This is a genomic window from Variovorax sp. Soil_C_19, from assembly GCF_057657255.1.
The window spans coordinates 1-22,746 of record NZ_JBDGIV010000026.1; the positions used below are offsets into that span (position 1 = coordinate 1).

General features: G+C 63.5%; 29 protein-coding genes and 4 pseudogenes. 16 read left to right on the plus strand and 17 right to left on the minus strand.

Going from position 1 to position 22,746, the window contains the following annotated elements; genetic code table 11:
* Window positions 1–388: 388 nt before the first annotated feature.
* From AC3A6R_RS26595 to AC3A6R_RS26605, 3 genes and pseudogenes are all read right to left on the minus strand, one after another.
* Complete coding sequence (locus tag AC3A6R_RS26595) at window positions 389–892, minus strand: hypothetical protein (protein ID WP_487866104.1); 504 nt, start codon at window positions 890–892, stop codon at window positions 389–391.
* Window positions 889–1,074: pseudogene (locus AC3A6R_RS26600) on the minus strand (transposase domain-containing protein); the annotation flags it as partial. The pseudogene AC3A6R_RS26600 and the gene AC3A6R_RS26595, both read right to left, overlap by 4 nt.
* A gap of 39 nt (window positions 1,075–1,113) precedes the next feature.
* The gene (locus AC3A6R_RS26605) at window positions 1,114–1,275 is read right to left on the minus strand and encodes a transposase (RefSeq protein ID WP_487866105.1); all 162 of its coding nucleotides are present in this window, start codon (window positions 1,273–1,275) and stop codon (window positions 1,114–1,116) included.
* A gap of 386 nt (window positions 1,276–1,661) precedes the next feature.
* Between AC3A6R_RS26605 and AC3A6R_RS26610 the strand changes: the two genes are divergently transcribed.
* The 3 genes from AC3A6R_RS26610 to AC3A6R_RS26620 are packed head-to-tail and all read left to right on the plus strand — an operon-like array spanning window position 1,662 to window position 2,250.
* A complete protein-coding gene (locus AC3A6R_RS26610; RefSeq protein WP_487866106.1) occupies window positions 1,662–1,949 on the plus strand; it encodes a CopG family ribbon-helix-helix protein in 288 nt (95 codons plus the stop codon).
* On the plus strand, window positions 1,937–2,128 hold the full coding sequence (locus AC3A6R_RS26615; protein ID WP_487866107.1) for a type II toxin-antitoxin system RelE/ParE family toxin: 192 nt from the start codon (window positions 1,937–1,939) through the stop codon (window positions 2,126–2,128). The genes AC3A6R_RS26610 and AC3A6R_RS26615 overlap by 13 nt, the downstream gene beginning before the upstream one ends.
* Window positions 2,092–2,250: a type II toxin-antitoxin system RelE/ParE family toxin gene (locus tag AC3A6R_RS26620; RefSeq protein WP_487866108.1), complete on the plus strand. Its 159-nt coding sequence runs from the start codon at window positions 2,092–2,094 to the stop codon at window positions 2,248–2,250. Before AC3A6R_RS26615 ends, AC3A6R_RS26620 begins: the two co-directional genes overlap by 37 nt.
* Before the next feature lie 56 nt (window positions 2,251–2,306).
* On the opposite strand, the pseudogene AC3A6R_RS26625 reads toward AC3A6R_RS26620, so the two are convergent.
* A pseudogene (locus tag AC3A6R_RS26625) lies at window positions 2,307–2,534 on the minus strand (hypothetical protein); the annotation flags it as partial.
* 220 nt (window positions 2,535–2,754) lie between these two features.
* Between AC3A6R_RS26625 and AC3A6R_RS26630 the strand changes: the two are divergent.
* The 3 genes from AC3A6R_RS26630 to AC3A6R_RS26640 all read left to right on the plus strand — a co-directional run bounded on the left by AC3A6R_RS26630 (window position 2,755) and on the right by AC3A6R_RS26640 (window position 4,813).
* Window positions 2,755–3,087, plus strand: coding sequence for a helix-turn-helix transcriptional regulator (locus AC3A6R_RS26630; protein ID WP_487866109.1), 333 nt, complete (start codon window positions 2,755–2,757; stop codon window positions 3,085–3,087).
* Complete coding sequence (locus AC3A6R_RS26635; RefSeq protein WP_487866110.1) at window positions 3,077–4,357, plus strand: type II toxin-antitoxin system HipA family toxin; 1,281 nt, start codon at window positions 3,077–3,079, stop codon at window positions 4,355–4,357. The genes AC3A6R_RS26630 and AC3A6R_RS26635 overlap by 11 nt, the downstream gene beginning before the upstream one ends.
* A 153-nt stretch (window positions 4,358–4,510) precedes the next feature.
* Window positions 4,511–4,813 (plus strand): hypothetical protein, encoded by a 303-nt coding sequence (locus AC3A6R_RS26640; protein WP_487866111.1) that lies wholly within the window; start codon window positions 4,511–4,513, stop codon window positions 4,811–4,813.
* Here the strand turns inward: AC3A6R_RS26640 and AC3A6R_RS26645 are convergent.
* From AC3A6R_RS26645 to AC3A6R_RS26660, 4 genes are all read right to left on the minus strand, one after another.
* Window positions 4,810–4,989: a hypothetical protein gene (locus tag AC3A6R_RS26645; protein ID WP_487863230.1), complete on the minus strand. Its 180-nt coding sequence runs from the start codon at window positions 4,987–4,989 to the stop codon at window positions 4,810–4,812. The two genes, AC3A6R_RS26640 and AC3A6R_RS26645, sit on opposite strands and share 4 nt — an antisense overlap.
* Window positions 4,990–5,034: 45 nt before the next feature.
* On the minus strand, window positions 5,035–5,367 hold the full coding sequence (locus tag AC3A6R_RS26650) for a HigA family addiction module antitoxin (RefSeq protein ID WP_487863229.1): 333 nt from the start codon (window positions 5,365–5,367) through the stop codon (window positions 5,035–5,037).
* A 38-nt stretch (window positions 5,368–5,405) separates the two neighbouring features.
* Window positions 5,406–5,675 carry a type II toxin-antitoxin system RelE/ParE family toxin gene (locus AC3A6R_RS26655; RefSeq protein ID WP_487863228.1) on the minus strand — a complete coding sequence of 90 codons (270 nt, stop codon included), beginning with the start codon at window positions 5,673–5,675 and terminating at the stop codon, window positions 5,406–5,408.
* An 81-nt stretch (window positions 5,676–5,756) separates the two neighbouring features.
* Window positions 5,757–6,302 carry a thermonuclease family protein gene (locus AC3A6R_RS26660; RefSeq protein ID WP_487863227.1) on the minus strand — a complete coding sequence of 182 codons (546 nt, stop codon included), beginning with the start codon at window positions 6,300–6,302 and terminating at the stop codon, window positions 5,757–5,759.
* Window positions 6,303–6,706: 404 nt separating this feature from the next.
* Here AC3A6R_RS26660 and AC3A6R_RS26665 point away from each other — a divergent pair, with 404 nt between their 5' ends.
* On the plus strand, window positions 6,707–6,931 hold the full coding sequence (locus tag AC3A6R_RS26665) for a hypothetical protein (RefSeq protein ID WP_487866112.1): 225 nt from the start codon (window positions 6,707–6,709) through the stop codon (window positions 6,929–6,931).
* Between the two features lie 927 nt (window positions 6,932–7,858).
* Here AC3A6R_RS26665 and AC3A6R_RS26670 read toward each other — a convergent pair.
* The 3 genes and pseudogenes from AC3A6R_RS26670 to AC3A6R_RS26680 all read right to left on the minus strand — a co-directional run bounded on the left by AC3A6R_RS26670 (window position 7,859) and on the right by AC3A6R_RS26680 (window position 10,437).
* Entirely contained in the window at window positions 7,859–8,401 is a 543-nt protein-coding gene (locus AC3A6R_RS26670) for a nucleoside 2-deoxyribosyltransferase (RefSeq protein WP_487866113.1), read from the minus strand.
* A gap of 69 nt (window positions 8,402–8,470) precedes the next feature.
* Window positions 8,471–8,599 carry a hypothetical protein gene (locus AC3A6R_RS26675; RefSeq protein ID WP_487866114.1) on the minus strand — a complete coding sequence of 43 codons (129 nt, stop codon included), beginning with the start codon at window positions 8,597–8,599 and terminating at the stop codon, window positions 8,471–8,473.
* Between the two features lie 298 nt (window positions 8,600–8,897).
* Window positions 8,898–10,437 (minus strand): annotated as a pseudogene (locus AC3A6R_RS26680) (DUF748 domain-containing protein).
* 141 nt (window positions 10,438–10,578) lie between these two features.
* On the opposite strand from AC3A6R_RS26680, the gene AC3A6R_RS26685 reads away from it, so the two are divergent.
* The 3 genes and pseudogenes from AC3A6R_RS26685 to AC3A6R_RS26695 all read left to right on the plus strand — a co-directional run bounded on the left by AC3A6R_RS26685 (window position 10,579) and on the right by AC3A6R_RS26695 (window position 13,328).
* Complete coding sequence (locus AC3A6R_RS26685; protein ID WP_487866115.1) at window positions 10,579–11,898, plus strand: DUF2254 domain-containing protein; 1,320 nt, start codon at window positions 10,579–10,581, stop codon at window positions 11,896–11,898.
* Between the two features lie 142 nt (window positions 11,899–12,040).
* Window positions 12,041–12,439: pseudogene (locus tag AC3A6R_RS26690) on the plus strand (cation:proton antiporter domain-containing protein); the annotation flags it as partial.
* Window positions 12,440–12,467: 28 nt separating this feature from the next.
* On the plus strand, window positions 12,468–13,328 hold the full coding sequence (locus tag AC3A6R_RS26695) for a YihY/virulence factor BrkB family protein (RefSeq protein WP_487866116.1): 861 nt from the start codon (window positions 12,468–12,470) through the stop codon (window positions 13,326–13,328).
* 156 nt (window positions 13,329–13,484) lie between these two features.
* Here AC3A6R_RS26695 and AC3A6R_RS26700 read toward each other — a convergent pair whose 3' ends face one another.
* The 4 genes from AC3A6R_RS26700 to AC3A6R_RS26715 form a co-directional block, all read right to left on the minus strand.
* A complete protein-coding gene (locus AC3A6R_RS26700) occupies window positions 13,485–13,802 on the minus strand; it encodes a flotillin-like FloA family protein (protein ID WP_487866142.1) in 318 nt (105 codons plus the stop codon).
* A 284-nt stretch (window positions 13,803–14,086) separates the two neighbouring features.
* A complete protein-coding gene (locus AC3A6R_RS26705; protein WP_487866117.1) occupies window positions 14,087–14,560 on the minus strand; it encodes a VOC family protein in 474 nt (157 codons plus the stop codon).
* 191 nt (window positions 14,561–14,751) lie between these two features.
* Complete coding sequence (locus AC3A6R_RS26710; RefSeq protein ID WP_487866118.1) at window positions 14,752–15,399, minus strand: dihydrofolate reductase family protein; 648 nt, start codon at window positions 15,397–15,399, stop codon at window positions 14,752–14,754.
* Window positions 15,400–15,628: 229 nt separating this feature from the next.
* Window positions 15,629–16,780, minus strand: a complete 1,152-nt coding sequence (locus AC3A6R_RS26715; RefSeq protein WP_487866119.1) for a DJ-1/PfpI family protein — start codon at window positions 16,778–16,780, stop codon at window positions 15,629–15,631.
* Window positions 16,781–16,806: 26 nt separating this feature from the next.
* Here AC3A6R_RS26715 and AC3A6R_RS26720 point away from each other — a divergent pair, with 26 nt between their 5' ends.
* Window positions 16,807–17,811 carry a GlxA family transcriptional regulator gene (locus AC3A6R_RS26720; RefSeq protein WP_487866120.1) on the plus strand — a complete coding sequence of 335 codons (1,005 nt, stop codon included), beginning with the start codon at window positions 16,807–16,809 and terminating at the stop codon, window positions 17,809–17,811.
* 381 nt (window positions 17,812–18,192) lie between these two features.
* On the opposite strand, the gene AC3A6R_RS26725 is transcribed toward AC3A6R_RS26720, so the two are convergent.
* Both AC3A6R_RS26725 and AC3A6R_RS26730 read right to left on the minus strand, forming a co-directional pair.
* Entirely contained in the window at window positions 18,193–18,942 is a 750-nt protein-coding gene (locus AC3A6R_RS26725; protein WP_487866121.1) for a tyrosine-type recombinase/integrase, read from the minus strand.
* Window positions 18,939–19,118 (minus strand): hypothetical protein, encoded by a 180-nt coding sequence (locus AC3A6R_RS26730; RefSeq protein WP_487866122.1) that lies wholly within the window; start codon window positions 19,116–19,118, stop codon window positions 18,939–18,941. Before AC3A6R_RS26730 ends, AC3A6R_RS26725 begins: the two co-directional genes overlap by 4 nt.
* Here AC3A6R_RS26730 and AC3A6R_RS26735 point away from each other — a divergent pair.
* The 5 genes from AC3A6R_RS26735 to AC3A6R_RS26755 all read left to right on the plus strand — a co-directional run bounded on the left by AC3A6R_RS26735 (window position 19,117) and on the right by AC3A6R_RS26755 (window position 22,615).
* Window positions 19,117–20,334 carry a hypothetical protein gene (locus AC3A6R_RS26735; RefSeq protein ID WP_487866123.1) on the plus strand — a complete coding sequence of 406 codons (1,218 nt, stop codon included), beginning with the start codon at window positions 19,117–19,119 and terminating at the stop codon, window positions 20,332–20,334. The two genes, AC3A6R_RS26730 and AC3A6R_RS26735, sit on opposite strands and share 2 nt — an antisense overlap.
* 25 nt (window positions 20,335–20,359) lie before the next feature.
* On the plus strand, window positions 20,360–20,878 hold the full coding sequence (locus AC3A6R_RS26740) for a cytochrome b/b6 domain-containing protein (RefSeq protein WP_487866124.1): 519 nt from the start codon (window positions 20,360–20,362) through the stop codon (window positions 20,876–20,878).
* Complete coding sequence (locus tag AC3A6R_RS26745) at window positions 20,875–21,429, plus strand: hypothetical protein (protein WP_487866144.1); 555 nt, start codon at window positions 20,875–20,877, stop codon at window positions 21,427–21,429. The genes AC3A6R_RS26740 and AC3A6R_RS26745 overlap by 4 nt, the downstream gene beginning before the upstream one ends.
* Window positions 21,315–21,653 (plus strand): molybdopterin-dependent oxidoreductase, encoded by a 339-nt coding sequence (locus tag AC3A6R_RS26750; protein ID WP_487866143.1) that lies wholly within the window; start codon window positions 21,315–21,317, stop codon window positions 21,651–21,653. The genes AC3A6R_RS26745 and AC3A6R_RS26750 overlap by 115 nt, the downstream gene beginning before the upstream one ends.
* A gap of 173 nt (window positions 21,654–21,826) precedes the next feature.
* A complete protein-coding gene (locus AC3A6R_RS26755; RefSeq protein WP_487866125.1) occupies window positions 21,827–22,615 on the plus strand; it encodes an EAL domain-containing protein in 789 nt (262 codons plus the stop codon).
* Window positions 22,616–22,746 lie beyond the last annotated feature (131 nt).

Here is a 22,746-nt window from a genome sequence, read left to right on the forward strand (position 1 = left end):
GCGCAAACCACCGCATCAACTACGATGCAAACCCTCGACCTCTAGATCAAAGTGCTACGAAAGCCGGGGGCAGCGCAAGTCTCGTTGATTGCCCAGCTCTCGCGCTGGGCCTGCCGAGCGCAGTTCGTCCACCCTCAGCGAAGTCAGGAGGCGCTGCTCAAAGAAGTATCTTCAGATACTTAAGCGAGGGGTGATTCGCTCTGAGACGGAGTACTACTTGGTCAAGGGCATTGTTGATGGGAGTGGCATCGAGCCAGGAGCAACAGAATCGGCCCAACTCCAGTCCATGCTCAACGATTACGAAGTTCGGCTGTCCGCTTCTGGCTCCCCCACGGCGTGAGATGGGCGTGAGCGTCCAGTCATCCCATCTTGACCGGCCGCACGAGGGTCACTTGGACCGCAGCTGTGCTCCGACGTAGGCCACGCACTCCACGAGGTTGAAAGCGGCCAGCAGCAAGAACTTCTCGGCGTCAGTCCGCACGCGCAGCAGGTCGTGCTCGCCGAGGTAGCCGTACACGAACGCCAGCAGGTAGCGCTCGGGATGGTCGACGCAGAACTTCGTGATCATCTGCGCGACGAGGTCTGGCGGCACGCCCTCGGTGAACTTCAACGTCGCAGTCAGCCGCTGCAAGCAGGTTTCCTGGACGTCTTCAGAGATCGTTGGCAAGGCGCGCCCGCAGTGCTTCATGGCCTGGAAGGCGACCAGCAGAACGTGGATCGGCACCTCAAGCTGCAGCATGTCGACTCCGTAGCGAGGCAACACGAGGATGGAGGCCAGCAGGTTCGGCTGCTGGACGTAGATTTCGTCAGCCAGCTCAACCTTCTGCTGCGCGCTCATGCGGTCGACGTCGATGTTCGCCCGGACCATCACGGCCTGCGTGAGCAAGGTCATGGTCGCGCGTCGGACGCTGGCTGCCATCGGTGCGGCAGCAAGTCCTCGATCTGGCTGGCGCGCTGCGTCGGCAGGCGCTGCAGCACGTCGCGCAGGTAGGCCCAGGGGTCGTGGCCGTTCAGGCGCGCCGACTGCACCAGGCTCATCACGATGGCAGCGCGCTGGCCGGCCAGTTCGCTGCCCACGACCTCGCTTCTTGGCTTCATCTCGGCTTCGTGCACTCATCGCCGCAGCAGGTTGGCGTTGATGCTGTGAGCCATTGCCACTGCGGCCATCGACATGCCAGGCTGCGCGCAGGCCGCCACCGCATCGGCCTTGAACTCGTCACTGTGCTTGCGACGCCGCCGGCCACTGCCGGCTTGTTGATCGGGAATAGTGTTCACGTGTCCACCAAGAGTTGAAGTGGACACGAGGCTCCTATGCCCCGAGCCGGCTTTCAAGATGGTCGGACTGGACGCTCACGCACGTCCTTCTCGAACACCAGATCGGAAAGTGACTCCTTCGCCCGCGCATAGAACGGCTGGCGTCGCTCGGGTGTGTCGATGGGGGGTGCGGACAAAAACTTGGACTAACGAACGGCGGATCAAGATCTCTCTGGGCTCTCTCAGCCCCATCGAATACCGAGAGAGTCTTGGACCTCCAGCGTAAAACCAGTCCAAGTTTTTTATCCGCCCTAGGGTCAGAGATCGGCGGAATTCAACAATCCAGCGTCAAGAGGGGTCTTGAGAGGATGCTTACGTAGATGGCACATTCTGGTAGAGAATTACTCATGGCTACCGCCATTGGCCCGATGCCCGTCAAGCTCGATCCTGAACTCAAGGTGCGCCTGAAGCGCCTGGCGACGGCACGCCATCGGGCGCCTCACTGGCTGATGCGTGAGGCCATTGCCCAGTACGTTGATCGCGAAGAAAAGTGCCAGTCCCTGCACCAGGACGCCGTGGCGGCGTGGGAGGAGTTCGAGGAAACGGGCCTGCACGTCTCCGGCAACGAGGTGATGGCGTGGCTGGAGACCTGGGGCACTGACAACGAGTTGCCAGCGCCTGCATGCCACAAGTGAGGTTCGCGCCGGCGGCGCCGCGCGATCTGCAGCGGCTGCGTGAGTTCCTGCGCCCGAAGAACCCGGCAGCCGCCCGACGTGCTGGTGAGACCATCAGCAAGGCCGTTCAGGTCCTGCGTCAGCAGCCGATGGTGGGGGGGCGGTGGAAGATCTGCCGCCTGAGTACCGCGAGTGGGTGATCGACTTCGGCGCCAGCGGCCACGTGGCGTTGTATCGTTACGCTGGCGAGGGCGATGAGGTCACGGTGCTGGCCCTGCGCCATCAGCGCGAGCTCGGCTACGAGCCGGGTTCAAGCAGTTAGGCGCAGGCAGCGTTCCTCGCTCTCAGCATCAGGCTGGATCGAGACCCATCCCAGATGCGCCCGTTGGACTCCGTGACCTGCTCATAGCGTTCAATGCCGAAGTAGTCGGTGATACCTATTGCACGAATCGGCGGGTTCGACGCCTCGATGGCGTCCAGGAACGCTGCCCAAGGATCTGGACCGGCGTACTGGTCGTTCAGGGCGGTGCCAGGCGTGTGGATGTGAGGGTCCCAGCGATGCCAGAGCGAGCCTCGTTTGCTTTGTACGTCGAACATGTCGGCCATGGGTCCTCTCTTCAGTGTTCTTCTGATGAGGGACGCACTCCGCCACGCTCCCGTTGCGTAGCGACAGGAAGCGCGAAGATTCGACCCTCAACTGCCTAAAATACAGGGCATTATCAGCTTATTTGCCTAATTTGGCGATCTTGTTGTCAGCACTCGACTTGCGCTCAGTGTGGCAAAAGCCTAATATAGCGGGCGTTGAGTACTGTGAATGCCTAATTTAATGAGCAAATTCGTAATTCCACTGCAAGCCACCGAGCGTGTTGTCCAGCTGGGTCAGCGCATCCGGGTGGCGCGGATTCGACGCGGCTGGTCGGTCGCCGATCTCGCCAGCAAGGCAGGTATCAACCGAAACACCCTCACGGCGCTGGAACTAGGTAAGCCAGGTACGGCGGTCGGCGTGTGCTTCACGGTACTGTGGGCACTCGGCCTGGACAAGTCTCTAGACGCTGTTGCGGATCCCGACAGCGATCTCCATGGCAAGGCCCTCGAAGCGTCGCGCCGCCCGACGCGGGCCGGCAAGGCCCGAAAGGCAAGCGACGACTATGACTTCTGAGCGCGAGGCCTATGTCTACATTCAACTGCCCGGCACGTTGGAAACGGTGCCGGCAGCGCTGCTCAGAGTGCAGACGCTGCCCGACGGCACGCAGATAGGGCGGTTCCGCTACGGCGACCGTTACCTTCAGCGCCACGAGGCAGTTGCACTCGATCCGTTCCAACTGCCTCTTGCCAAGGAAGTCTTCGAGTTCACCCAACTCAAGGGGATTCCAGGCGCGGTTCGAGACGCTGGCCCCGACGCCTGGGGACGACGTGTGATCGAGCACAAGCTCGAGCGCAGCGCGGCCGACCTCCAGGAAATCGACTATTTGCTACATGGGCCGCAAGACGGAGCAGGCTACCTGAGCTTCGGGCTAAAGGCGGAACCGCCCGCGCCCAGGCGCCAGTACAACCGCACGCACCAGCTGGCCGAGCTGATCGCGGCCACACAGGCGATCGAAGAGGGTCGCCCAGTGGCCGCCCATCTGCTCGAACAGCTCGATCCTGGCACCAGCATGGGTGGTGCGCGGCCGAAGGCCACGATTGAGGACGCGCAAAGTCTCTGGCTCGGCAAGTTTCCAGCCAGAGATGACCGCTTCAATCTGCAGCGCGTCGAGTTCGCGACGCTCGACCTGGCACGCAGATGCGGCCTGAACGTCACACAAGCCCGCCTGGAGGCGGTTGGCGAAAGCGACGTGCTGATGCTGCAGCGTTTTGATCGCGACTACACCGACAAGGGTTACCTGCGTTTCGGTCTCGTCAGTGGCCTGACCGTGCTCGACTGCGGCGATAGCCACCTGGACCGGGAACGTTGGTCCTACCCGTTGATGGCCGATAACCTGCGCCGCTGGTCCGACAAACCGGAAGCCGACTGCGCCGAACTCTTCAGGCGGGTGGTCTTCAATGCCGCCGTGACTAACAACGATGATCATCCGCGCAATCACGCTCTGCTACGCAGGCAGAAGGGATGGCGGCTGTCGCCGGCCTACGACCTCGTGCCCGCACCTGTGGTCAGCCTGGAGAGGCGCGACCTAGCCTTGACCGTCGGCGACTACGGTCGCACGGCCAGCATCTACAACCTGTTGTCGCAGGCTGGGCGTTTCGGCTTGTCGGCGGAAGAGGCGCGCAGGCAAATCGATCAGCTCGTCGATGTCGTCCGGCATTGGCGCGACGGCTTCTTCGCCTGCGGCGTGTCGGCCAAGGACATCGACTACATCGCTCCGGCCATCCTGCCTGACTGTTTCTTCTTCGAAAGGCAACCCGATGTGTTGGCGCCGACCGGAAACTGAGCCAATGGGGATGCGGACGAAAACTTGAACTACCTCCTGGTAGTCCAAGTTTTTATCCGCACCCCAAGTGGGTCCCGCGGGGGCATTCCTCGTCAATCCGCAAGGGTGTCAGCAAGGACGGCACACCCTGGCAGCGCCAGATGAGTGCGCACTATGGCTACGGTGCTGCGCACCGAAGGCGCAGACGGCGAGCACGTCGACGTCTATGTCGGCCCGCACCATCGATCGCTGCGCGCGTTCATCGTCGACCAGGTGGACGCCAAGGGGCGCTTCGACGAACACAAGCTGCTGCTCGGCTTCACGAGCCGCGAAGAGGCCAAGGCTGCCTATGCGAAGCACTTCCCGGCGGGATTTCTCGTCGGACCGATCAAGGAAATGACGATCGCGCGGGTGCGAGACTGGCTCAAGGAGGGTGATCTGCGGAATCCGGCGAATCGGCTCACGCGCACAACTTAGCGCACGGCCTGCAAGATCAAGGCAGTGACGCCAACCACGAAGGCCACAGAGCCCGCGGCAACCAGCGCAAAGTGGCCTGTCAGCTTCCAGCCTTCTTTGCTTTCCAAGCGACGCTCCTGCGGCTCGAGCAGACGCTTGACGTCCTCGCCGGTGAAGTTCCTGGGGTCCTTGGCCATGCCCGCAATGTAGCAGGGCGCGCCCCCATCTCAAAACGCACCTTGTCAAGCAGCGAGCGCGAAACCCTCATCGTTGGCCCTCGGGGCAATCTCTTTCGCGATCACCTTGCCCACGGCCTTCTGAGCGATCTTGAAATCGTAGGTCGCTTGCATGTTGAGCCAGCCCACCGCGTCATTCTCTTCGCCGCCGAAGTAGCGGGTGAGGCGCAGCGCCGTGTCGGGCGTGATGCCGCGGCGCTCGAGCACGATGTCATTGATGCGCGAGGCGGGCACGTGCAGTGCCTTGGCCAGCGCGTTTGCCGTCATGCCGAGCGGCTTCAGATAGTCCTCACGGAGCACTTCCCCCGGGTGGACCGGGTTCATCCCATTCTTAAACATAAATTGCCCTCTATAGGTGCTACGGCAGACTGGCCGGATCAGTGCGGGTCTTCGATCTTCACTTCGTAGGGCCCCGCATCGCCCCATTTGAATGTCAGGCGCCATTGCTGGTTGATCCTGACGTGCCATGCATCGTCGTAAAACTTCAAGTCATTGCCCGGTGGCATCTTCATGAATCCCACCGAAGGAGCGGCATCCAGTTGGGTCAACTTGCGCACTGCGACATCCTTGATATTCGCGAACTTGGCGTTCTTGCCTGTTGTGAAAAGTGCTTCAGTGTCGGGGCAAGAAAATGATTGAACCGCCATGGGTGAATTCTATACCGTTTAACGGCAATCGGTAAACTATCTGCACCCTCAAAATCCAACCGAGTCGCGGGGAAAATGCCCTCACTGGGCGTGTTCGCGCTGCGCCTTGCGCCACTCCCACGGCGCCACGGGCTCTGCATCGCGCCACAGCCCGGCATGCTTGGCCCGGGCCTCGACCTCGGCGAACTCATATTGCCCGCGGTCCTGCGGCGTCTGCTCGCGCGCATAGGCGCGGTACCACCAAGCCATGCCGACGGTGACCATGGCCAAGCCCGCATCGAGCGTCTTGGGCCCGCGCGGCGCCGACGGGGGCGCCACCATCACCTTGCAGACGCTGCGGCCGTAGCGGTCGGTCTTGCCGCACTCGAGCTGCGCGTCCTTCATGTAGACCAGGTCGGACAGCGCCTCCTTCGCGCGCTGGCCGAAAGGCTGGCGCTTCTCGGGCGCGTCGATGCCGTTCACTCGGACCTTGAGCTGCTCGAAAGAGCCCAGTCCGCCGCAGCGCGCGGTGAGGGTATCGCCGTCGCTGACCCCGACGACGAGGCACGACGTAGGCGGCTCGGCGGTAACAGAGAGAGGCAGAGCTACAAGACCAGCCAGGAGAAGACGGAGGCAAAGGGAGGTCATGCCCGGATCCTAGCCCGCGCAGTCGAACATCGCAGGACGCACACGTTGGGCATTGGCTGACAAGGGCTCTCGCCGCAGCGGAGAGCATCAACTGTTCCCGCAGTTCTCGCCAAGAGCCCAGATCTAGATCATGAGCAGATCTCACCTGCACGCCGTCAACGAGGGATGGAACATTGAGGTCGCCGACGAGGCGACGGCGTCCATGTCGCCACCATCACTTTGCGCGGCCAGATGATGTGCAGGGTCACTCGTTCATCTTCCAACCAGGAAGGCGCTCGCGCCGAGGCTCAGCGTCATGCCGAGCAATGGACTGATGACTACATCGCCAGGGACGCAACGAAGCCACTGTCCATGGCATAGTCGGGTGCTTGCTGCCGCCAGCTGCCCACCCAGCTTGGAGCCGAATGCCCCTCGACTATCTCCGACAAATCCAACACGCCGAGTTCCCTTTGCAGGTCGACGACCCGAAAGAGATCAACTGTGTGGCTGTTTTGCTTGCCGCCGACATGGTCGTCGCGTCCGTTTCCAAACCATCCGGTCGAACGCAGCCAGATCCTCCACTGGAGTTCGCGATCGTGGAGCGGATCACCGCGTTGGGGCGAATGGAACTCGCGCGACGGCGAGAGTGACCGCCCGTGTTCGCTTGGTCACAAGAGTCGCGGTCGCCGCGGTCTGCGACACGGAGGCGGCGGACTCGCCGGCTCAGCCTCCATCTTCGAAAGCTCCGCTAAACCCTGTTCTGTTATGCGGAGCACAGTGGCCACATGGGCCGGCCCCGGTTGCAAGGACTGTCGAATCTCCGAGAACTCCGCCTCGACCATGCCTGTTGCAAGCAGCAACGACACGCACCTGACTTCATGCGGATCGGCAACACGCACCGGCAGCTCCTCCCGATGCAACTTGCGCAAGAACAAGAGTGGCATGTTCCCCCTCGAGTACCGGCGTTGAACTATCCAAAATGCCGGTGGTTCTGGTGGCGGGAATGTAACCCCAACACGCGCGGCGAATCAATCTGTTGCATGTCGCCGCATCGGCGAGCATCGAGCTCACGAAACCGCACGCCGCCTTCTGACGCGCGGACTACAGCATTGCCAATAGTTTTGAGCCACACCGAAACTGCAATCTGTTCAGCGACCATAAAAGGCGCCGCGGGTCTCGATGAAGAAGAAGAAACTACCCAATGTCACATACGCACATTCACCAGCCGGCACGATCGATCGGCCGAAGGAACCGCCCTCCCTCACAGTGAAGGACGCCATGCTGAGACGCGATGTCGAACTCAGTTTGGCTATGGAGGCGTTGCGTGCCTCTGTAGGAGAAGTTATCTCCGCGGCAGCTTCACTCATGCATGCCGCGTCCCCCGGGCTCACGCCAAGGGCGCGAGACCAGCTCCAAGAGGCTGAACTGAGCATCTTTGATACAGGCACCCTCGCAAAGGACATTCGGGGCGTGGCGCACCAACTCGACTTGCTGGAATCCGTCCTCGCAAGAACAGCTCGCCACGTCTGGAGGCAAGAAACCTGAAGTCTCACCTCGGATGCTCGAAGAGGATGCCTTCAATGAACGACGGGGTTTGGTCCGAGCTCTGTGAACAGCGCGGCGAGCGCTGCCAACGCCGCCTTCGCCGTGTCCTCAATCCGGACCGAGCACGCCAGCATCAGGTTTAGCTTGAGACCGAAGTCTTCGACAATGAGGTCATGCGGATCGCGCAGCACGCCGTTGGCGCGTACCACGCCCAGCAGGCGCTCCACGCGCTCGGCGTACGTGCCGCTCACGCCATAGGCAACGACAGGCCGGCCGATTGCGACGGCCACGCCGACTTCGAACACCGTGCCCGAATCCGGCTCCGTGCCGCGGAACGGCGTCAGGTTGGCGATCACCCCATCGGAGCGCCGCAAGAGCACCATGTTCGAGTCATAGATCGCGCGCGCCGCCTCTACGTCCATGAGGCCGGTCGGCGGCTCACCGTCGGCCGAGACCAATGCCTCCATCCCGAGAACCTCGCACCGACGCACGAGATTGCGGTAGTGCTCCGGCGCGTTCCGCCGGAACACATCCGGTCCGGCGAAATAGACGCGGGGGTGGAATGAGGAGGCCATGGCCGCAGTATTGCAGCGCTCTTGCTCTTCAGCAACGATGAGTTTGTATAGCGCGGAGCACCGCGCTGTTCAGTTCGGCGGCGCGCTGCCGACCTCGCAGAACCAGACCTGATAGAACCAGCGCACTCCGAGCTTTTCGGCACCGGCGAAGCTGATGGTGTCGTAAGCGCAGGCGGCGATCTCAGGCGGCCAAAGCAAGCCGAGCGGCTTGCGATTGACGTCCGGCGTCGCGGCGGGCCACAGCCCGAGGCTGTGCGCCCCTCACGCGATTCGAGCGAGAGCATGCCGCACTCCCACGGCTGATCCCCGAAGTCCCGCTTGGAGAGCTGCACGCCCTCGCGGTAGCGGCGCCGCATTCTCACTCGCATGGTGCGTTCCCTTCAGCGCGAGGTAGCAGCCCAGGCATTTCGTGCATCACGGCGCGGATGTGGTCGCCGGCATGCCGCCCAGTCGGGCCCCCTGCAGGCGCTGGTCGACCAGCAGCTCGCAGGCTTGATCATGTGGGTTCCGATGGGCGCGGTCTATCTGCTCGCGGGCGTTGGTATCTCAGCCCGGTTCCTGCACGACGAGCCTTCAGCAGCCGAGCAGTTAGCGCCCGCGGGGCCCGGTCCTTTGCGATCCGGCGTGCGCGCTCTGGCGCCAGCACCTGCGTCGCGCTCTCGCGCAGCGGCTGACTGTCGGCAATCCTGTCGAACATGGCTTCGTAGAATTCGCGCTCCGCCGCGCCGTCGGTGCCGGACCGCTGGGCCCTGAGTTCGCGCACCGCGCTGGATCCTGCGTGCTGCTCCAACAGGCGCTGGAGCGCCCGTCGCGTCGACGGAGCGTCGAAAGCGATGGGCCCGGGATCTTCTGCCGGTGCGAGGCTGCGACCGAGCGCCTGCGCCAGCGAGCGACGGGCCTGCGTGCGCCGCAACGCGCGAGCGTCGGCCTGGGGATCGTAGGGCGGCGTCACCACGAGCTTCAATCGAGGGCGCTCGCTCAAGGCTTGGCGCAGCCGGTCGAGCTTCTCTCTCTGTTCCGGCCGCAGCGTTGCGCTGCCGGGGTCGAACTCGATCGTGGGCAGCGAGTCGCCGCCGAACAGCCGCCCAGCGCTCTGAAGGGCGCGGTGACGATGCGCTTTAGGGCGTTCGCGACCGCCTGCTTGATGGCGCTCCCGACATCGAAACGCGGGTTGTCCAGGTCGCCGCGAACGGGAACGGAAAGGCGGATCTGCCCATCCGCGCCCGTCAGGAGCGCCACCGCAAGATTGAGCGGAACATCGATTGCATTCGGGGCTTCGACCCTTTCACCGAGGCTGAAATCGGCGAGACGGATATCGTTCTTTCCGAGCAGCAAGCCGTCCTGCACCTTGTAATCGTGGTCCAGCCACAACTTGCCGGATTCCACCTTGCGTCCGGCAAAGGTTGCCGAGTACGGCGAAAGCGGCGGCATCTGCACGTGGTCGAATTCGACTCGCAGATCTGTAAACCGTTGCGGCTCGGCCGGCAGGAAGCTGCCGCTGACCCGGGCCGACCCGTAGGGGAGTACCGCACCGCTGGCCTTCACATCGGCGCGGCGCGACGGGTCGCTGGAAATGCCGACGATGGCTCCGTCGATGTCCGTGACCTTGGTCGAGAAAGGCAAGACCAGGCTGAGGTCGCAAAGTCGACATTGCCGCCGCGAAGGCGCACCCGCTCCACCAGAAAATCGAACGCTGCCGGGCCTTTGCCCATGGGAGCCTGCACCTGCTGGTCCGGTTGGCGCGCCGGCGCGCTTTGACATGCCTGCCGATCGTTCGCGTCGGCCTTGATGACGCGGGCGAGGTTCACGTCGCGCTCCTTGGATATGACGATCTTCGCGCCGGGTTTCTGCACGGTGACTTCTTCGATGCGCAGCCGGCGCGATGCCATGTCGAGCGCGACACTGTCGGCCTGGAGCTCTTTCCAGGCGAGGAGGCGGTCGCCGGACCAGGCTTCGTTGACCAGGAGGTCGACCACTCGGAAGGTGCCATTCGTCCGCAGGGCGTCTGCGTCGCCACCGGGCAACGGGTACTCCATTCGTTGCCTGAGACCTATGGCCTCCGGCAGAGGGCAGGTCTGCCCGAGCGCGAGATGCGTCCGTTGCCGACGACTTGTCGCACGATGTCTGACACTCGTTCATGCGTTCAGGCGGTAGCCTGCTTAGGAGCGCAGTACCCTATGAAGTCCAGAATCCGCAAACTCCTCAATCAACTCGGCGAGGCCTTCTGGATCGTCCCCGGGACGATGGTGCTTGCCGGAGTTCTGCTCGCTCTCCTTTTGCTTGTCATCGACCGCAGCGGGCGCCTCCCGGTATGGATCGCCAGGGGCGACTGGCTCTACAGCGGTGGCGGAACCGGGGCGCGGACACTGCTCGGGGCCATCGCTTCGTCGACCATCGGTGTGGCAGGCACCGTGTTCTCCATCACGATTGCCGCGCTCTCGCTCGCTGCCGGCCAGATGGGGCCGCGGCTGCTGCGAAACTTCACGAGAGACCGCGGCGTGCAGTTCACACTCGGTGCGTATCTCGGCACGTTCTCTTACGCGCTGATGGTGCTGCGTAGCGTCAGAACCCAGGAGGAAGGCCCTTTCACGCCCCACCTAGCTTTGACCTTCGGCATCCTTTTGGCCTTCGCCTGTGTGGGAACGTTGGTCTACTTTGTAGGCCACATGGCCAAGCGGATCAACGTCGACACTGTGGTGGAACTGGTGAGCGACGACATCCGCAAGGCCATGGAGGCCACGCTCGTGAAAGAGGCTCAGCCTTCCGCACCACCGGATGATTTCTGGACTGGCGGCACGCTCGTCGCCGACTCTCGGCGCGGCTACCTGCAGCAACTCGACGAAGCGGGCCTGGCCGACTGGGCGGCAAGGCACGCAACGGCGGTCCGGCTTCTCGTTCGCAAAGGCGATTATGTTTTTCCCGGTGCACCAATCGCCGTCGTGTCCGTTCAAGTGCCAGGGGCCGGTGAGGCAATCCGCCAATCAACCGCGCTGGGAGCGACCCGCGGCAGTGCCGGCGACGTGGAATACGCTGTGCGCCAGTTGGTGGAGGTGGCTGTGAGAGCGTTGTCGTCAGGCATCAACGACCCGCACACCGCCATGAGCGTGCTCGACCGCCTGGGCGCGGCGCTATGCGACCTGGCCGGGAATCACCTTCCCGGCGGGGTGACGAGGCAGGATGGTGCCGTCGTGCTTGTTGTGCCGAGCGTGAGCTACCGAAGTATTGCGGACGTGATGTTCAACATGATCCGTCAGAACGCTGCAGGCAGTACTGCTGTGAGCATCCGCCTGCTGGAAGTGCTGGCCGCTGTGATGGCCTGCGATGTAGACGTGGGACGACGTCAGGTCCTGCTACACCATGCCGATTTGGTTTGGGCCGATGCACAGCGCACCATCGGCAATCCGGCGGACCTAGCCGAGGTGGCGCGGCGGCACGGGACTTTGAAGCACATCATGACCCAGGGGTCACTGACTGCGGCGGCAGCGCTGGACGAGTGATAGGGACAGGACAGCCGCATGCTCGACATCGCCGTCACCTGCCTTGTCGTGACAGCGCTGCTTGCCTATGTGAACCACCGTTTCGTTCATCTGCCCAAGACCATCGGGGTGATGGCGATCGCGTTGGCCCGGGCGATGTGCAATGGTGGGTCTCGGCGCGCTTGGTCTGGACCGCGGGGCGGTGCTGCGACGCCGCTATTGCTGGCAAGTTGCCGCGCTCGCGCTTGCGGGAACGTCGATCTCGACGTTCGTGGTCGGCGCAGGAATGTGGATCCTGCATACGCTCGTCCGCGCCAAACTGCCGCTGCTCCACTGCCTGTTGTTCGGGGCGCTGATCTCTCCAACCGATCCGATCGCGGTCATGGGCATTCTTCGTTCGTCGGGTGCCCCGAAGAATCTCGAACTCGTGGTCGCGGGCGAGTCGCTCTTCGACGACGGCGTCGGGGCGGTGATTTTCGCGCTGCTGCCGGGGGTTCTGGCCAGCGGAACCGCGCCCACGCCGGAAGTTGCGGGCGAGTTGTTGCTCCTCGAGGCCGAAGGCGGCATCGCCTTCGGCCTCTTCCTGGGCAATGCAATCTTCCGGCTGCTGCGCCGTGAGGACGCTCAATGCTTTCAGGCAACTCCCAAGAAGGGTGATCGACGACGACCTCTTCAGCGGTTCCGCCGTTCTCGGGTTCTACCTTACGCTGGGAATCTTCCCGGCCATGATTCTCACGATGGCGACGTTGCCATACCTGCCGGTTTCCAATGTGGACGTCGCGATCATGGACCTGCTGCGGCAAGCGCTGCCACCACCGGCAGCCGACATGTTCACGGACGTCGTGCGAAACGTGACGGACAAGCCGCGCGGAGGTCTTTTGTCGTTCGGAATCGCCGCCACGCTGTGGATCACATCCACCGGCATGTACGCCATCATGAAGCAACTGAACAGGATCTATGGCGTCAACGAGGCGCGCGGCTTCATCCGGGGTCGATGGGTCGCCATGTGCCTGAGCCTGCTTTTTGTGTTCCTAGTTGTCCTGTCGTTCTCATTGGTCGTGCTGGGAGGCTTTCTGCAAGACTGGATCGGCAGACGCCTCGGAGAATCTGACTGGGTATTGGCGCTCTTTTCGGGGGTGCGCTGGTGCATCATTGCCGCGGGCCTTGTCTTGGGCTTCGCCCTGATCTACTACCTAGCGCCCAATCATCGGCTGAGATTTTCAGTCGTAACATCGGGCAGCGTAGTTTCGACCGTCCTGCTGGTGCTTTCCTCGCTTGCGTTTGCTCAGTATGTCGAGAGTTTTGGCGACTACAGTGCGACATACGGAAGCATCGGCGCAGTCATTGTGTTGATGCTTTGGCTCTACATGGCTGGGCTTTCCCTCCTCATCGGCGCAGAGTTCAACGTGCTGGAGCTCCAGGATAAAGAACAGCAGGTCGGGGCGCTTTAAACACGAAGCAAATACATACTCATGAACGGCAGCGGTAGCCAGCAGCCGGCAAGTGAGGCGGTCCGACGCGCCCAAGCTTCTTGAATGCCGTTGCAGTGCCCTTGGCAGCAGGGCAGGGTAGCGACTTTCCGGCAGGCTAGTGTCCGACCACGAGGGCTAACCGCTATGGAGCAACTTGGGGTTCCGGCAGATGGAGGTCTGACAATACCTGCGCGAAGCACTCGGAGTAGTACGGTGCGCGGCGCGACGCTGATCGTTCAGCGGCGTCGCGGACCGGAGTCCTGCTCCTCGTTCCAGACCGTTGAATGCGGCTGAGCCGCTCTCCACGATCCGAGCACCGTCATGGCCACCGATCGACAGGATCTCGTAGGCAGTTCCGGGGTCCAGGCCTTTGCTCAAGATGTGCTTCGAGAGGTGGTCGGGATTCTCGAGCACGCTCTTGTGGTTGATCGCCGAACCAATCGTGCTCACCATGGCGATCGCGGATTCGCGCCCGATGCTGCGCACTGTGACGTCGATGTGAATTGCCCCGGCCGGGGCGATTCATAGTGCTCATTCGACCCTGCGAGATCCCTTTAACCATGCGAGGGCGAGGCCTTTTGATGATCGAGTGTAAGTAAGGACGGTAGGAATCCATCCAATCAAAACTCATGAACCTTGTTGATGATTCGGAAACTCCGTGTCAATGAGTTCAAGTGCGTGATCCGTATTGACCCTGGTCGCTCAGCAGCCCCGTGCACGCGATGACGAGCGGTGAGCTACACCGCCTCGCGAACCGCTGCTTCGATCGCGGCGATATCGATCTTCCTCTGTTTCATCATCGCCGCCATCGCCGGGGCAGACACCTTCTTGTCGGCACTCATGGTCAATTCCGTCAGCCGCCGAGGATAGATTTGCCAAGACACCCCGTAGCGATCCTTCAGCCAGCCGCAGACCCTCTCCTCGCCGCCATCCGCAGTCAGTGCCGCCCATAGCCGATCGGTCTCGGCCTGATCATCCGTTGCGACTGAGATCGACACCGCCTCGGTCAGGCTGAAAGCCGGCCCGGCATCGAGAATCTGGTAGGGCATCCCGCCCAACGAGAAATCGATCACCGAGAAGGTGCCGTGCCCGGCATCACCAGAAAAGGTCGTTTCGACCCGGCTTCCCGGTATCAGAGAGCAGTAGAGCTCTGCGGCCTCACGGCCCCGCCCGTCGCGGAACCAAAGGCAGGTACGAATGGAACTGGTCATTGTGTTGCTCCTTGCTTGACCGGATGGACAGGTCTTCAGGTCTCGGGTCGAAGGTCGACAGGTCCAGCCCGCGCCGATGCGTGCACGATACGCCTCGATGGTTCGGTGCACGCGGTCGGGGCAGGCTCGCCCGCCGACATGAGACCGATCGGGTGTGCCGGCGATCACCACGGCCTGCGCGGTCATCGCGCTCAGCTCTCTCGCGTGAGCACCAAATGCATTGCCTTCGCCGTCGCCGCTCGCGCGGTGCATCGGTAGCCGAGCGCCGGCAAATCGATGCCGGCGAACAGGGCTTCGCCAGAGCCGAGCAGGACCGGCGCGATCGCGAGATGCAACGCATCGACGAGACGCGCGCGCAAGAATCCGCGGACCGTCGCCACGCCGCCGCCGAGGCGGATGTCGGCACCCGCGGCCGCGTCGCGGGCGAGGGCCAGCGCGGAATCAATGCCGCCGGTGACGAAGTGGAAGGTCGTGCCGCCCGCCATCGTCAGCGCTGGCCGGGCATGGTGCGTCAGCACGAACACCGGGCAGTGGTACGGCGGCTCGTCGCCCCACCAGCCCTTCCAGGCTTCGTCGGGCCAGGGGCCGCGGATCGGGCCGAACATGTTGCGACCCATGATCCACGCGCCGACGTTCTCAAGACCGCGCGCGGCGTAGTCGTCGTCGACGCCCGTCTCGCCGCCGTCCCGACCCTGCATGCGCTCCCAGGTGCGAGTGGCGAACATCCACTCGTGCAGGCTTTCACCGCCCCGACCCAGCCCTTGGCCGCGACGCTGGTCGGGTCCGGCGCCGTAGCCGTCGAGCGACAGCGAGAAACTTCGCACTTCGAGTCGACTCATCTCTGCGCTCCTTTCGAATCAGTCCCCAATGTCAGGCTCGACCATGCACCGTGCCGGCAAACCACGATGGGTGGCAGCCAGCAGGCCGTGGCATCGGGTTCCACAATGCTGCGATCGAGCTTCTCGGGTCTCGTGGCCCGGACGCGGTGCAGCCGAACGGTGTTGGTATGGGTCATGTCCGGTTTCCAGCAGCAGGTCGTGGGCGGGTCAGAAACGTGCGCTCTCGGTATCACGACGATCGGCAGCCACCAGCATCGACAGGCGCAGGTGCACCGGAGTACTCCATCTCAAGCACGACCCATTCGCGACGCGACGCGCCGAAGCGTTCCTCGATCTGGCACAGCGTGGCGTCGAGTTGCTGTAGCGGCTTCATCGCCGTCGCGAGTGGCAGGCGTGGCCTTTTGCGGTCGGAGTGTTCCGCGACGAGCACCATCCCGCTGCGCAGCACGACGGAGTCCGGCGACGCCGCTTGCGCGTGCACGCTCACCCGGCCCGTGCGAGACCAGGCGTCCGCGGTCAGCGCCAGAGCGATGTCGTCCATGCCATCGCGCACATCCACGCCCCACTGCTCATGCGACCAGAACGACGCCTTGTTGAGCAAATAGCTCGCACCCCTGCGCACGGTGAGCGCAAAGGGGCCGCTGTCGTGCTCCGGACTCCACGAGCTTGCCCCCAGTTCTGCGGCGACAGCTGCAGCCTTGTCGCGGCCGCCGATCGCCTGGACCAGCGCCAATGCCACCGGGATCGACGCGGTGATGCCAGTGGTGGTGGCCACGCCGCGGTCGACCAGGTAGCGCTGATGCGGCACGTGCGATGTGCCGGGATGACGCTCCAGCACCTTGCTGCGGGAGGACCAGTGGCCGGCGAAGCGACGGCCGTCGAGCAGGCCGGCGCTGCCGACCACCAAGGTGCCATTGCACACACCGACGATGCGCGCGCCGCGCTCGGCCTGACGCCGCAGCCAGGCCGTGACGGCGGGATCGGCATCGTTGCTCATCGCCGGCACGACCACGTAGTCAGCCCCCGAGGGGTGCGCACGGTCGAAACCTTCGAAGTCTTCCCGCACTTCCACCTGAAGCGCGGGGAACAGGTCGACCCGTCCGCGTCGCGATGCCACCGCCTTCACGTCGGCCACTTCGGCGCGCTGCAGCACTGCGTGCGTCAGCAGGAAGTCGGTGGTTTCGGTACCTTCGTTGAGCGCAATGATCGCGACCACGGGTCGGCCGGCGTGGCGCGGCTTCATGGCCTGTACGAACGACTGCGTTTGCTGTTCGCGCAGGGCCGGGTCCGCGGGTGCCGGCGGCAACTCCGTGCCCGCGCCGCACCCGGCCAGGGCCAATGCTGCAATACTCGAAACGATCACTGCCATTGACCTGAACATTGCCACTCCAGAATCCGAATCACGCCGTGACCTTACGAAGTCCGACTCCAGCGGGCAATGACGAAAAGTCCGCGCATCCTGCCATCGACGTGGTGCTTGTCGCTTTCGATGGCGCCGAAGCGATCGACGTCGCCGGGCCGGCCAGCGTGTTCACCAAGGCCGAGCACCTTCGGCCGGGAACGTACCGCCTTCACACCGCGTCGCCTGCCGGCGGCACGGTCCTGACGAACGCCGGGCTGAGCCTTGCCGGCTTCTGCCGCCTCGACGAGCTGCCGACCCGGATCGATACGATCATCGTGGCGGGCGGAGAGGAAGAGGGGGTGCGTGCCGCCATTGTCGAACATCAGGTGAGTGCGTGGCTGTCGAACGTCGCCCCTGGCGTGCGGCGCGTGGCCAGCGTGTGCAGTGGCGCCTTCGCGCTCGCCGCGGCCGGGCTGCTCGACGGCCGCCGGGCTACCACGCATTGGCGCGCGTGCGACCAATTGCAGACGATGCGGCCGCAGGTGCGCGTAGAGCGCGGCCTCGTCTATGTGCAAGATGGCCCGATGTGGACATCGGCGGGCGTCACGACCGGCATAGAGTTGGCGCTGGCCTTGGTAGAAAACGACGTCGGGCGTGACGTGGCGATGGACATCGCGCGCACGCTGGCATTGCCACTGCTTCGCGCCGGCGATCAGGCGCAGCTGAGTGACACCTTGCAGGCGCAGTCGGCTGTGCGGCATCGCCTGCGCGACCTCATTGCGTGGATCGGCCTGCATCCGGGTGAAGATCTTTCGGTGGGAGCGCTTGCCGCGCGAGCGCACATGAGCGAGAGACAGTTCGCGCGCGCGTTCGTGGCTGAAGCCGGCACCACACCAGCGCGCTTCGTCGAGCAGGCGCGCGTGGCGGCTGCGTCGCGTCTGTTGCTACAAACGCACTGGACGCAGGACAAGATCGCGAGCAGCAGCGGCTTCCGCTCAGTCGATGCGTTTCAGCGCGCGTTCCTGCGAGCGCATGGTGTCACGCCGCGCGAATATCGCGAACGCGCTTGACGACAGCCCCCTTTGGATCCGGCACCTGACTTGCCACTCGCGACCTGTTGATGATCGAGTGGGGCGATTGAAAATACGCATCCGAGTTCGCGACGCGTGGCCACCAACTGCCGGCGAGTAGCCTACAGTTTTCGTGGTTCAGTCGAGATAGCCCTAGTAGTGATGCGCGAGAGCAACGAGATCAGAGGGTGTCAGGGGAGGGGGTACAAAAGGGGGTACGGAAGCTTCGCCGAATTGGCGGAAGCCAATAGTCATGCGGGGTGCAGCCCATCTTTAGATCGATCACGTCTTATGCGCAGCGCCTGCATCATCGTCGAGGCTGTCCGACGCAGATCATGAGGAGTCCACTCGCCGTTCTTGCCGTCGGACAGGACCAGTGAATCATCGTTCCTGCGATGTACCAGCGGCTTGCGGTTCTTGAACCGGGTCTGGCGATCGCCGACCTGTTTGCCGACGGTCTTCACGAAGACGTGTCCCTCCTGCTGGCGGGCAGGGAAGCACCACGCGGTTTCGCCGGTGAGTGAGCGCGTGTAGAGCCTCGAACTGCTCCAATGCGAAGTCCGAGAGATAGACCTGCCAATCGACCTGCGTCTTGGTGTTCTCGCGCGGCACGAACCAGGTTGCCTTCTCCAGATCAACGTGTTCCCAGCGCGCTTGGAGCAATTCGCCGATGCGGCAGGCGGTTCCCAAGCAGATCCACAAGGCGAGCTGGGTTTCGCGTTGTACCGGCCTGTCCGCGATCCGCTTGTTCCCCGCTGCTTCGTACTTGGCCGCCATGATGGTGAAGATGTCGCGAAGCTCCCTGATCTCGTTCACGGATAGGGTGCGCTCCCGAATGCCCGGCTCATAGCCATGCGGCACGACCTGCCTCAGTTCGACCAACTCGGCCGAATTTCCGTGGACCAGCAATAAGCGCCATGGTTGGCGCTTGATGGCCCAGCGGAACATCTGGCGCGCATCGGTCAGCATCCGTTCCGCAGTTCGCGCACGCCCGCGCTTGCGCCCGACGTTCCGAAGGAGGCCGAGCAACTGGGTGTCGCCGAGTTCGCGCACTGGCTTGTCCCCGATGGTCGGCAGCACGTCCTTCTCGAAGCTCCGGCGAAGTTCCGCATTGCCATCCTTGTGGCTCACGCCGTCGGCCAGCCAAGTCTCGAACAGCGTCCGGAAAGGGCGTTGGCAGCGACCTCTGCCGCCTTCGCGTCCGCAGCCGCGCGATCGGCCTCGGCACGCTGAACCTGAAAATCGACTCCGTCCCGCGCGAGTGACTGAACGCGCGCGTTCTCCGTCACCGCCTGGGCGAGCGACATGTGGCCATCCGTTGCCGTCTGCTGCGCCACCGTGGAGGCCCTGATCGACATGTACAGGGAACTGCGAACGCTTGGTGTTGACGCCGACAAGCTCGGCCTGTCGCACTCTTATAGGAACGATCCGGACAACCTCGACCCCGAAAGCCAGAAACCGAATTACGTGGTTCTACCGGACGACCCAGAGGCCGTCCCGAAACCTGTGGTCCTGATGACCCAAGCACGTCTACGGGGCGATGACACAGGCGCATTCCGGACGTTCAACGAACGCCCCAGGGCCCTGACCCTTTGGGACGAGGCGTGCGTCCTGGCGAGTGCCACGTCTGTTTTCATGGCTGCGCTGCAGAGTGCTCACGGCGCCGTCAACGTGCTGCTGCGGGAAGCCAACCCAAATGGCAAGGCAGTCCGATTTTTGGACTACGCCATGTCCACGATGGGTGCCGAGGCCGCCGCGCAGAAGGCGGGCGCCAAGGCCGAGGCCCTCACGCTCGGCGGTCATGACCTGGAGGCAGTCAAGGTCGAGCTTGAAACGTTCGCCGAGACCTTCAAGAGCCGCAGGGTCGATGTGAGTTCCGATGTTGCCAAACTTGCTGACCTTCTTCGCATGGCGGCGAATGAGATTCGGATACTCCAGCACGGCACTGGCGAGCGTGCGACTGAAGCAGTGATTCGGTACAAAAGGCAGATACCTCGTGACCTGAAGAACCTGCTGATCATGGACGGATCCGTGACCATCGACCGCCTGTCGCAGTTGAACTCCGGCATCAGCCTGGTGCCGGTCGCTGCTGGCCTGCACAGCTTCGTGCGGCATGGCTCGATCGAGCCATCCACATATTCTGGAAGGGTTTACCTGGCGGGGTTGGCGCTGTCGGTCCTCACATCGTTCGGCTTGTCGAGCACCGGCGGTTTCAATGCGGGACACGCCCTGGGCATGCTGGCGTTGGTGGCCGTGGTCACCAGCCAGCTGGTACCGCGCATACGCTTTCTCGGCGCCCTGCGGCTGTACTTGGCGACGCTGGGCCACAGCTTCAGCTACTTTCTGCTGCTGGTGCCCGGCATCGCTGAGACCCTGACCCGTCTGCCGGCCATGCAGCCGTTGTCACAGGGGCCGGAGTCGCCCGTGGTGCGCGCCACCCTGCTGGGTTGGACGGTGTTGGTCCTGCTGGGGGCCGCGCTGCAGGCCTGGATGATCTGGACGCGCCGCGCGGCGCGGCCGTAGGTCGCAGCCCCCCAAGGCGAGTGCCATGCATCGTCCTCCAACGCCGCACGCCGTCGCGCACACGCGGCCAGTCCGGCGCCAGCCTATCCGGCGGCATGCGCTGACCGTGCGCATCACCCACTGGCTCAACGTGTTATGCCTGGCTTTGCGGGACCTGCTGCCCAGCCGTGACCAACTGGCGCCGCGCCACCTGTGGCAGGAGATCCGCGACCATGCGCGCCTGCGCTTTGCCCAGGGCGATGCCGCGCGGCGCTACAACGCGCTGCAAAAGCTCAGCTACCTGGCGGTGGTCTTCGGGCTGCTGCCGATGATGGTGCTCACCGGGCTGACGATGTCGCCCGGCCTCGATGCGGCGTTCCCGTTCCTGGCCGACCTGTTCGGCGGCCGGGCCTCCGCGCGCCGCCTGCACTTCATCAGCGCCTCGCTGCTGGTGTTGTTCGCCGCCGTGCACGTGGCGATGGTCATCGCCTCAGGGCTTTGGAACAACCTGTGGTCCATGCTCAGCGGCCGCTATGCGATCACCTACGACGGAGAAAAGACATGAGCGCGCTACACTTTTCTCGCCGCCGCCTGCTGATGGGGCTGGCGTCTGGTGCGGGCGCATTGGCACTCGCGGGCTGCGACGGCCTGACCCAGAATGCGCAAGTGGACGACGTGTTGCGGCAGACGGAGAAGCTGACCCTGCTCGGCCAGCGCCTGCTGCTCGGCCGGCAGGCCCTGGCGCAGGAGTTCAGCGAAGCCGATCTCTCGCCGGTGTTTCGTGCCAATGGCACGCAGATGCCGGATTCCGATGCATACGCACGTCTACTGGAGCATGGGTTTGCGGACTGGCGCCTGCAGGTCGACGGATTGGTGCAGCGCCCGCAGCGCCTGTCCTTGGCCGAGCTGCGGCGCTTCGCGTCCCGCACGCAGACACCCGGCACGACTGTGTCGAAGGATGGAGCGCCATCGGCAAATGGCAGGGCGTGCCGCTCGGCCTCGTGTTCGACGTCGCTGGCGTCAGGCCCGGCGCACGCTATGTTGTTTTCCATTGCGCGGACGAGTTGGAGCGCACGCTCGACGGAAGCGGCCGCTACTACGAGAGCATCGACCTGATCGATGCCTACCACCCTCAGACCATCCTCGCCTACGGCATGAACGGCAAGGACCTGCCGGTGGCCCACGAGGCGCCGCTGCGGCTGCGGATGGAGCGGCAGCTCAGCTACAAGCAGGCGAAGTACCTGATGCGTATCGAGGTCGTCGATGCCTACAGCGGCCTGTGGGGCGGTCAGGGCGGATTCTGGGAAGACCGCGGCTACGAGTGGTATGCGGGCATCTGAGCCACGCCTCTTCATGACAGCACGTCGAACGCTCCCCCCACCTGGAACTTCCATGATCAGCATCGGGCCTTTGCAGCAAGCGCCTCGCGCTCTGCCGAACGTTCCATCAATACTACGTCCGGAAGTTCGACCGAACCTGCGATAGTCCGGCACAACCACAATGAGAGGTTGCCATGATCAGTGCTTCAGAATTTGCAACGTTGACCGCCGCGGAGGCTTGTGACGGTTGCGGCAACGGCGAGCGGCTCGGATTCCGGTTCAGCTATGCGTTCCAGCCTATCGTTGACATCCAGTCGCGCGAGATATTCGCGCATGAGGCACTGGTACGTGGTCCTGCTGGTGAACCCGCGCACAGCATTCTGGACCAGGTGAATGACGCCAACCGCTATCGATTCGATCAGGCCTGCCGCGTGAAAGCGATCAAAGTCGCCGCGGAACTGAAGATGCAATCGATGCTTTCGATCAACTTCATGCCGAACGCAATCTACCGGCCCGAGGTCTGCATCCGGACCACGCTTGAGGCGGCCCGGGCGCACGGTTTTCCGATCGATCGGATCCTGTTCGAGACCGTAGAAGGTGAGCGCATCGCCGACAGTCGATGGTTGGCCGAGGTGTTTCGGGAGTACCAGAGGCTCGGCTTCATGACCGCAATTGACGACTTCGGCGCAGGGTATGCGGGCCTGAATCTCCTCGCGGATTTTCAACCGGACATCATCAAGATCGACATGGACCTGGTGCGCAATATCGACAAGAGTCCAGCTCGCCTGGCCATCGTGCGCGGCGTCGCGCGCATCTGCGAGGATTTGAAGATCCAGATCATCGGGGAGGGTGTTGAGACACTTGAAGAGTGCCGTGTTCTGGAAGGACTGGGCATCCGTCTGCAGCAAGGCTATCTGTTCAGTAAGCCGTTGTTCGAATCGTGTCGCGATCCAGCAAGCATGGTTTGGCCCGACGGTCTGTAGACGCATGTCTGCGCGTCATACGCAGCTGCCTGAGGCTCGGCGCCACAGCACAGCCGGAGACCTGTTGCCTGTAGAGTTCGAACGACGCCATTTCCAACGGCTGACGAGTGTCCAGGGAATCCGGCGCGATT

Bases quoted from the DNA above. Each gene is read 5' to 3' on its own strand.
- AC3A6R_RS26595 (WP_487866104.1), bottom strand. From the start codon at position 892: ATGACCTTGCTCACGCAGGCCGTGATGGTCCGGGCGAACATCGACGTC.
- AC3A6R_RS26610 (WP_487866106.1), top strand. From the start codon at position 1,662: ATGGCTACCGCCATTGGCCCGATGCCCGTCAAGCTCGATCCTGAACTC.
- AC3A6R_RS26615 (WP_487866107.1), top strand. From the start codon at position 1,937: ATGCCACAAGTGAGGTTCGCGCCGGCGGCGCCGCGCGATCTGCAGCGG.
- AC3A6R_RS26630 (WP_487866109.1), top strand. From the start codon at position 2,755: ATGAGCAAATTCGTAATTCCACTGCAAGCCACCGAGCGTGTTGTCCAG.
- AC3A6R_RS26635 (WP_487866110.1), top strand. From the start codon at position 3,077: ATGACTTCTGAGCGCGAGGCCTATGTCTACATTCAACTGCCCGGCACG.
- AC3A6R_RS26640 (WP_487866111.1), top strand. From the start codon at position 4,511: ATGGCTACGGTGCTGCGCACCGAAGGCGCAGACGGCGAGCACGTCGAC.
- AC3A6R_RS26645 (WP_487863230.1), bottom strand. From the start codon at position 4,989: ATGGCCAAGGACCCCAGGAACTTCACCGGCGAGGACGTCAAGCGTCTG.
- AC3A6R_RS26650 (WP_487863229.1), bottom strand. From the start codon at position 5,367: ATGTTTAAGAATGGGATGAACCCGGTCCACCCGGGGGAAGTGCTCCGT.
- AC3A6R_RS26655 (WP_487863228.1), bottom strand. From the start codon at position 5,675: ATGGCGGTTCAATCATTTTCTTGCCCCGACACTGAAGCACTTTTCACA.
- AC3A6R_RS26660 (WP_487863227.1), bottom strand. From the start codon at position 6,302: ATGACCTCCCTTTGCCTCCGTCTTCTCCTGGCTGGTCTTGTAGCTCTG.
- AC3A6R_RS26665 (WP_487866112.1), top strand. From the start codon at position 6,707: ATGCCCCTCGACTATCTCCGACAAATCCAACACGCCGAGTTCCCTTTG.
- AC3A6R_RS26670 (WP_487866113.1), bottom strand. From the start codon at position 8,401: ATGGCCTCCTCATTCCACCCCCGCGTCTATTTCGCCGGACCGGATGTG.
- AC3A6R_RS26685 (WP_487866115.1), top strand. From the start codon at position 10,579: ATGAAGTCCAGAATCCGCAAACTCCTCAATCAACTCGGCGAGGCCTTC.
- AC3A6R_RS26695 (WP_487866116.1), top strand. From the start codon at position 12,468: ATGCAATCTTCCGGCTGCTGCGCCGTGAGGACGCTCAATGCTTTCAGG.
- AC3A6R_RS26700 (WP_487866142.1), bottom strand. From the start codon at position 13,802: ATGGTGAGCACGATTGGTTCGGCGATCAACCACAAGAGCGTGCTCGAG.
- AC3A6R_RS26705 (WP_487866117.1), bottom strand. From the start codon at position 14,560: ATGACCAGTTCCATTCGTACCTGCCTTTGGTTCCGCGACGGGCGGGGC.
- AC3A6R_RS26710 (WP_487866118.1), bottom strand. From the start codon at position 15,399: ATGAGTCGACTCGAAGTGCGAAGTTTCTCGCTGTCGCTCGACGGCTAC.
- AC3A6R_RS26715 (WP_487866119.1), bottom strand. From the start codon at position 16,780: ATGTTCAGGTCAATGGCAGTGATCGTTTCGAGTATTGCAGCATTGGCC.
- AC3A6R_RS26735 (WP_487866123.1), top strand. From the start codon at position 19,117: ATGTGGCCATCCGTTGCCGTCTGCTGCGCCACCGTGGAGGCCCTGATC.
- AC3A6R_RS26730 (WP_487866122.1), bottom strand. From the start codon at position 19,118: ATGTCGCTCGCCCAGGCGGTGACGGAGAACGCGCGCGTTCAGTCACTC.
- AC3A6R_RS26740 (WP_487866124.1), top strand. From the start codon at position 20,360: ATGCATCGTCCTCCAACGCCGCACGCCGTCGCGCACACGCGGCCAGTC.
- AC3A6R_RS26745 (WP_487866144.1), top strand. From the start codon at position 20,875: ATGAGCGCGCTACACTTTTCTCGCCGCCGCCTGCTGATGGGGCTGGCG.
- AC3A6R_RS26755 (WP_487866125.1), top strand. From the start codon at position 21,827: ATGATCAGTGCTTCAGAATTTGCAACGTTGACCGCCGCGGAGGCTTGT.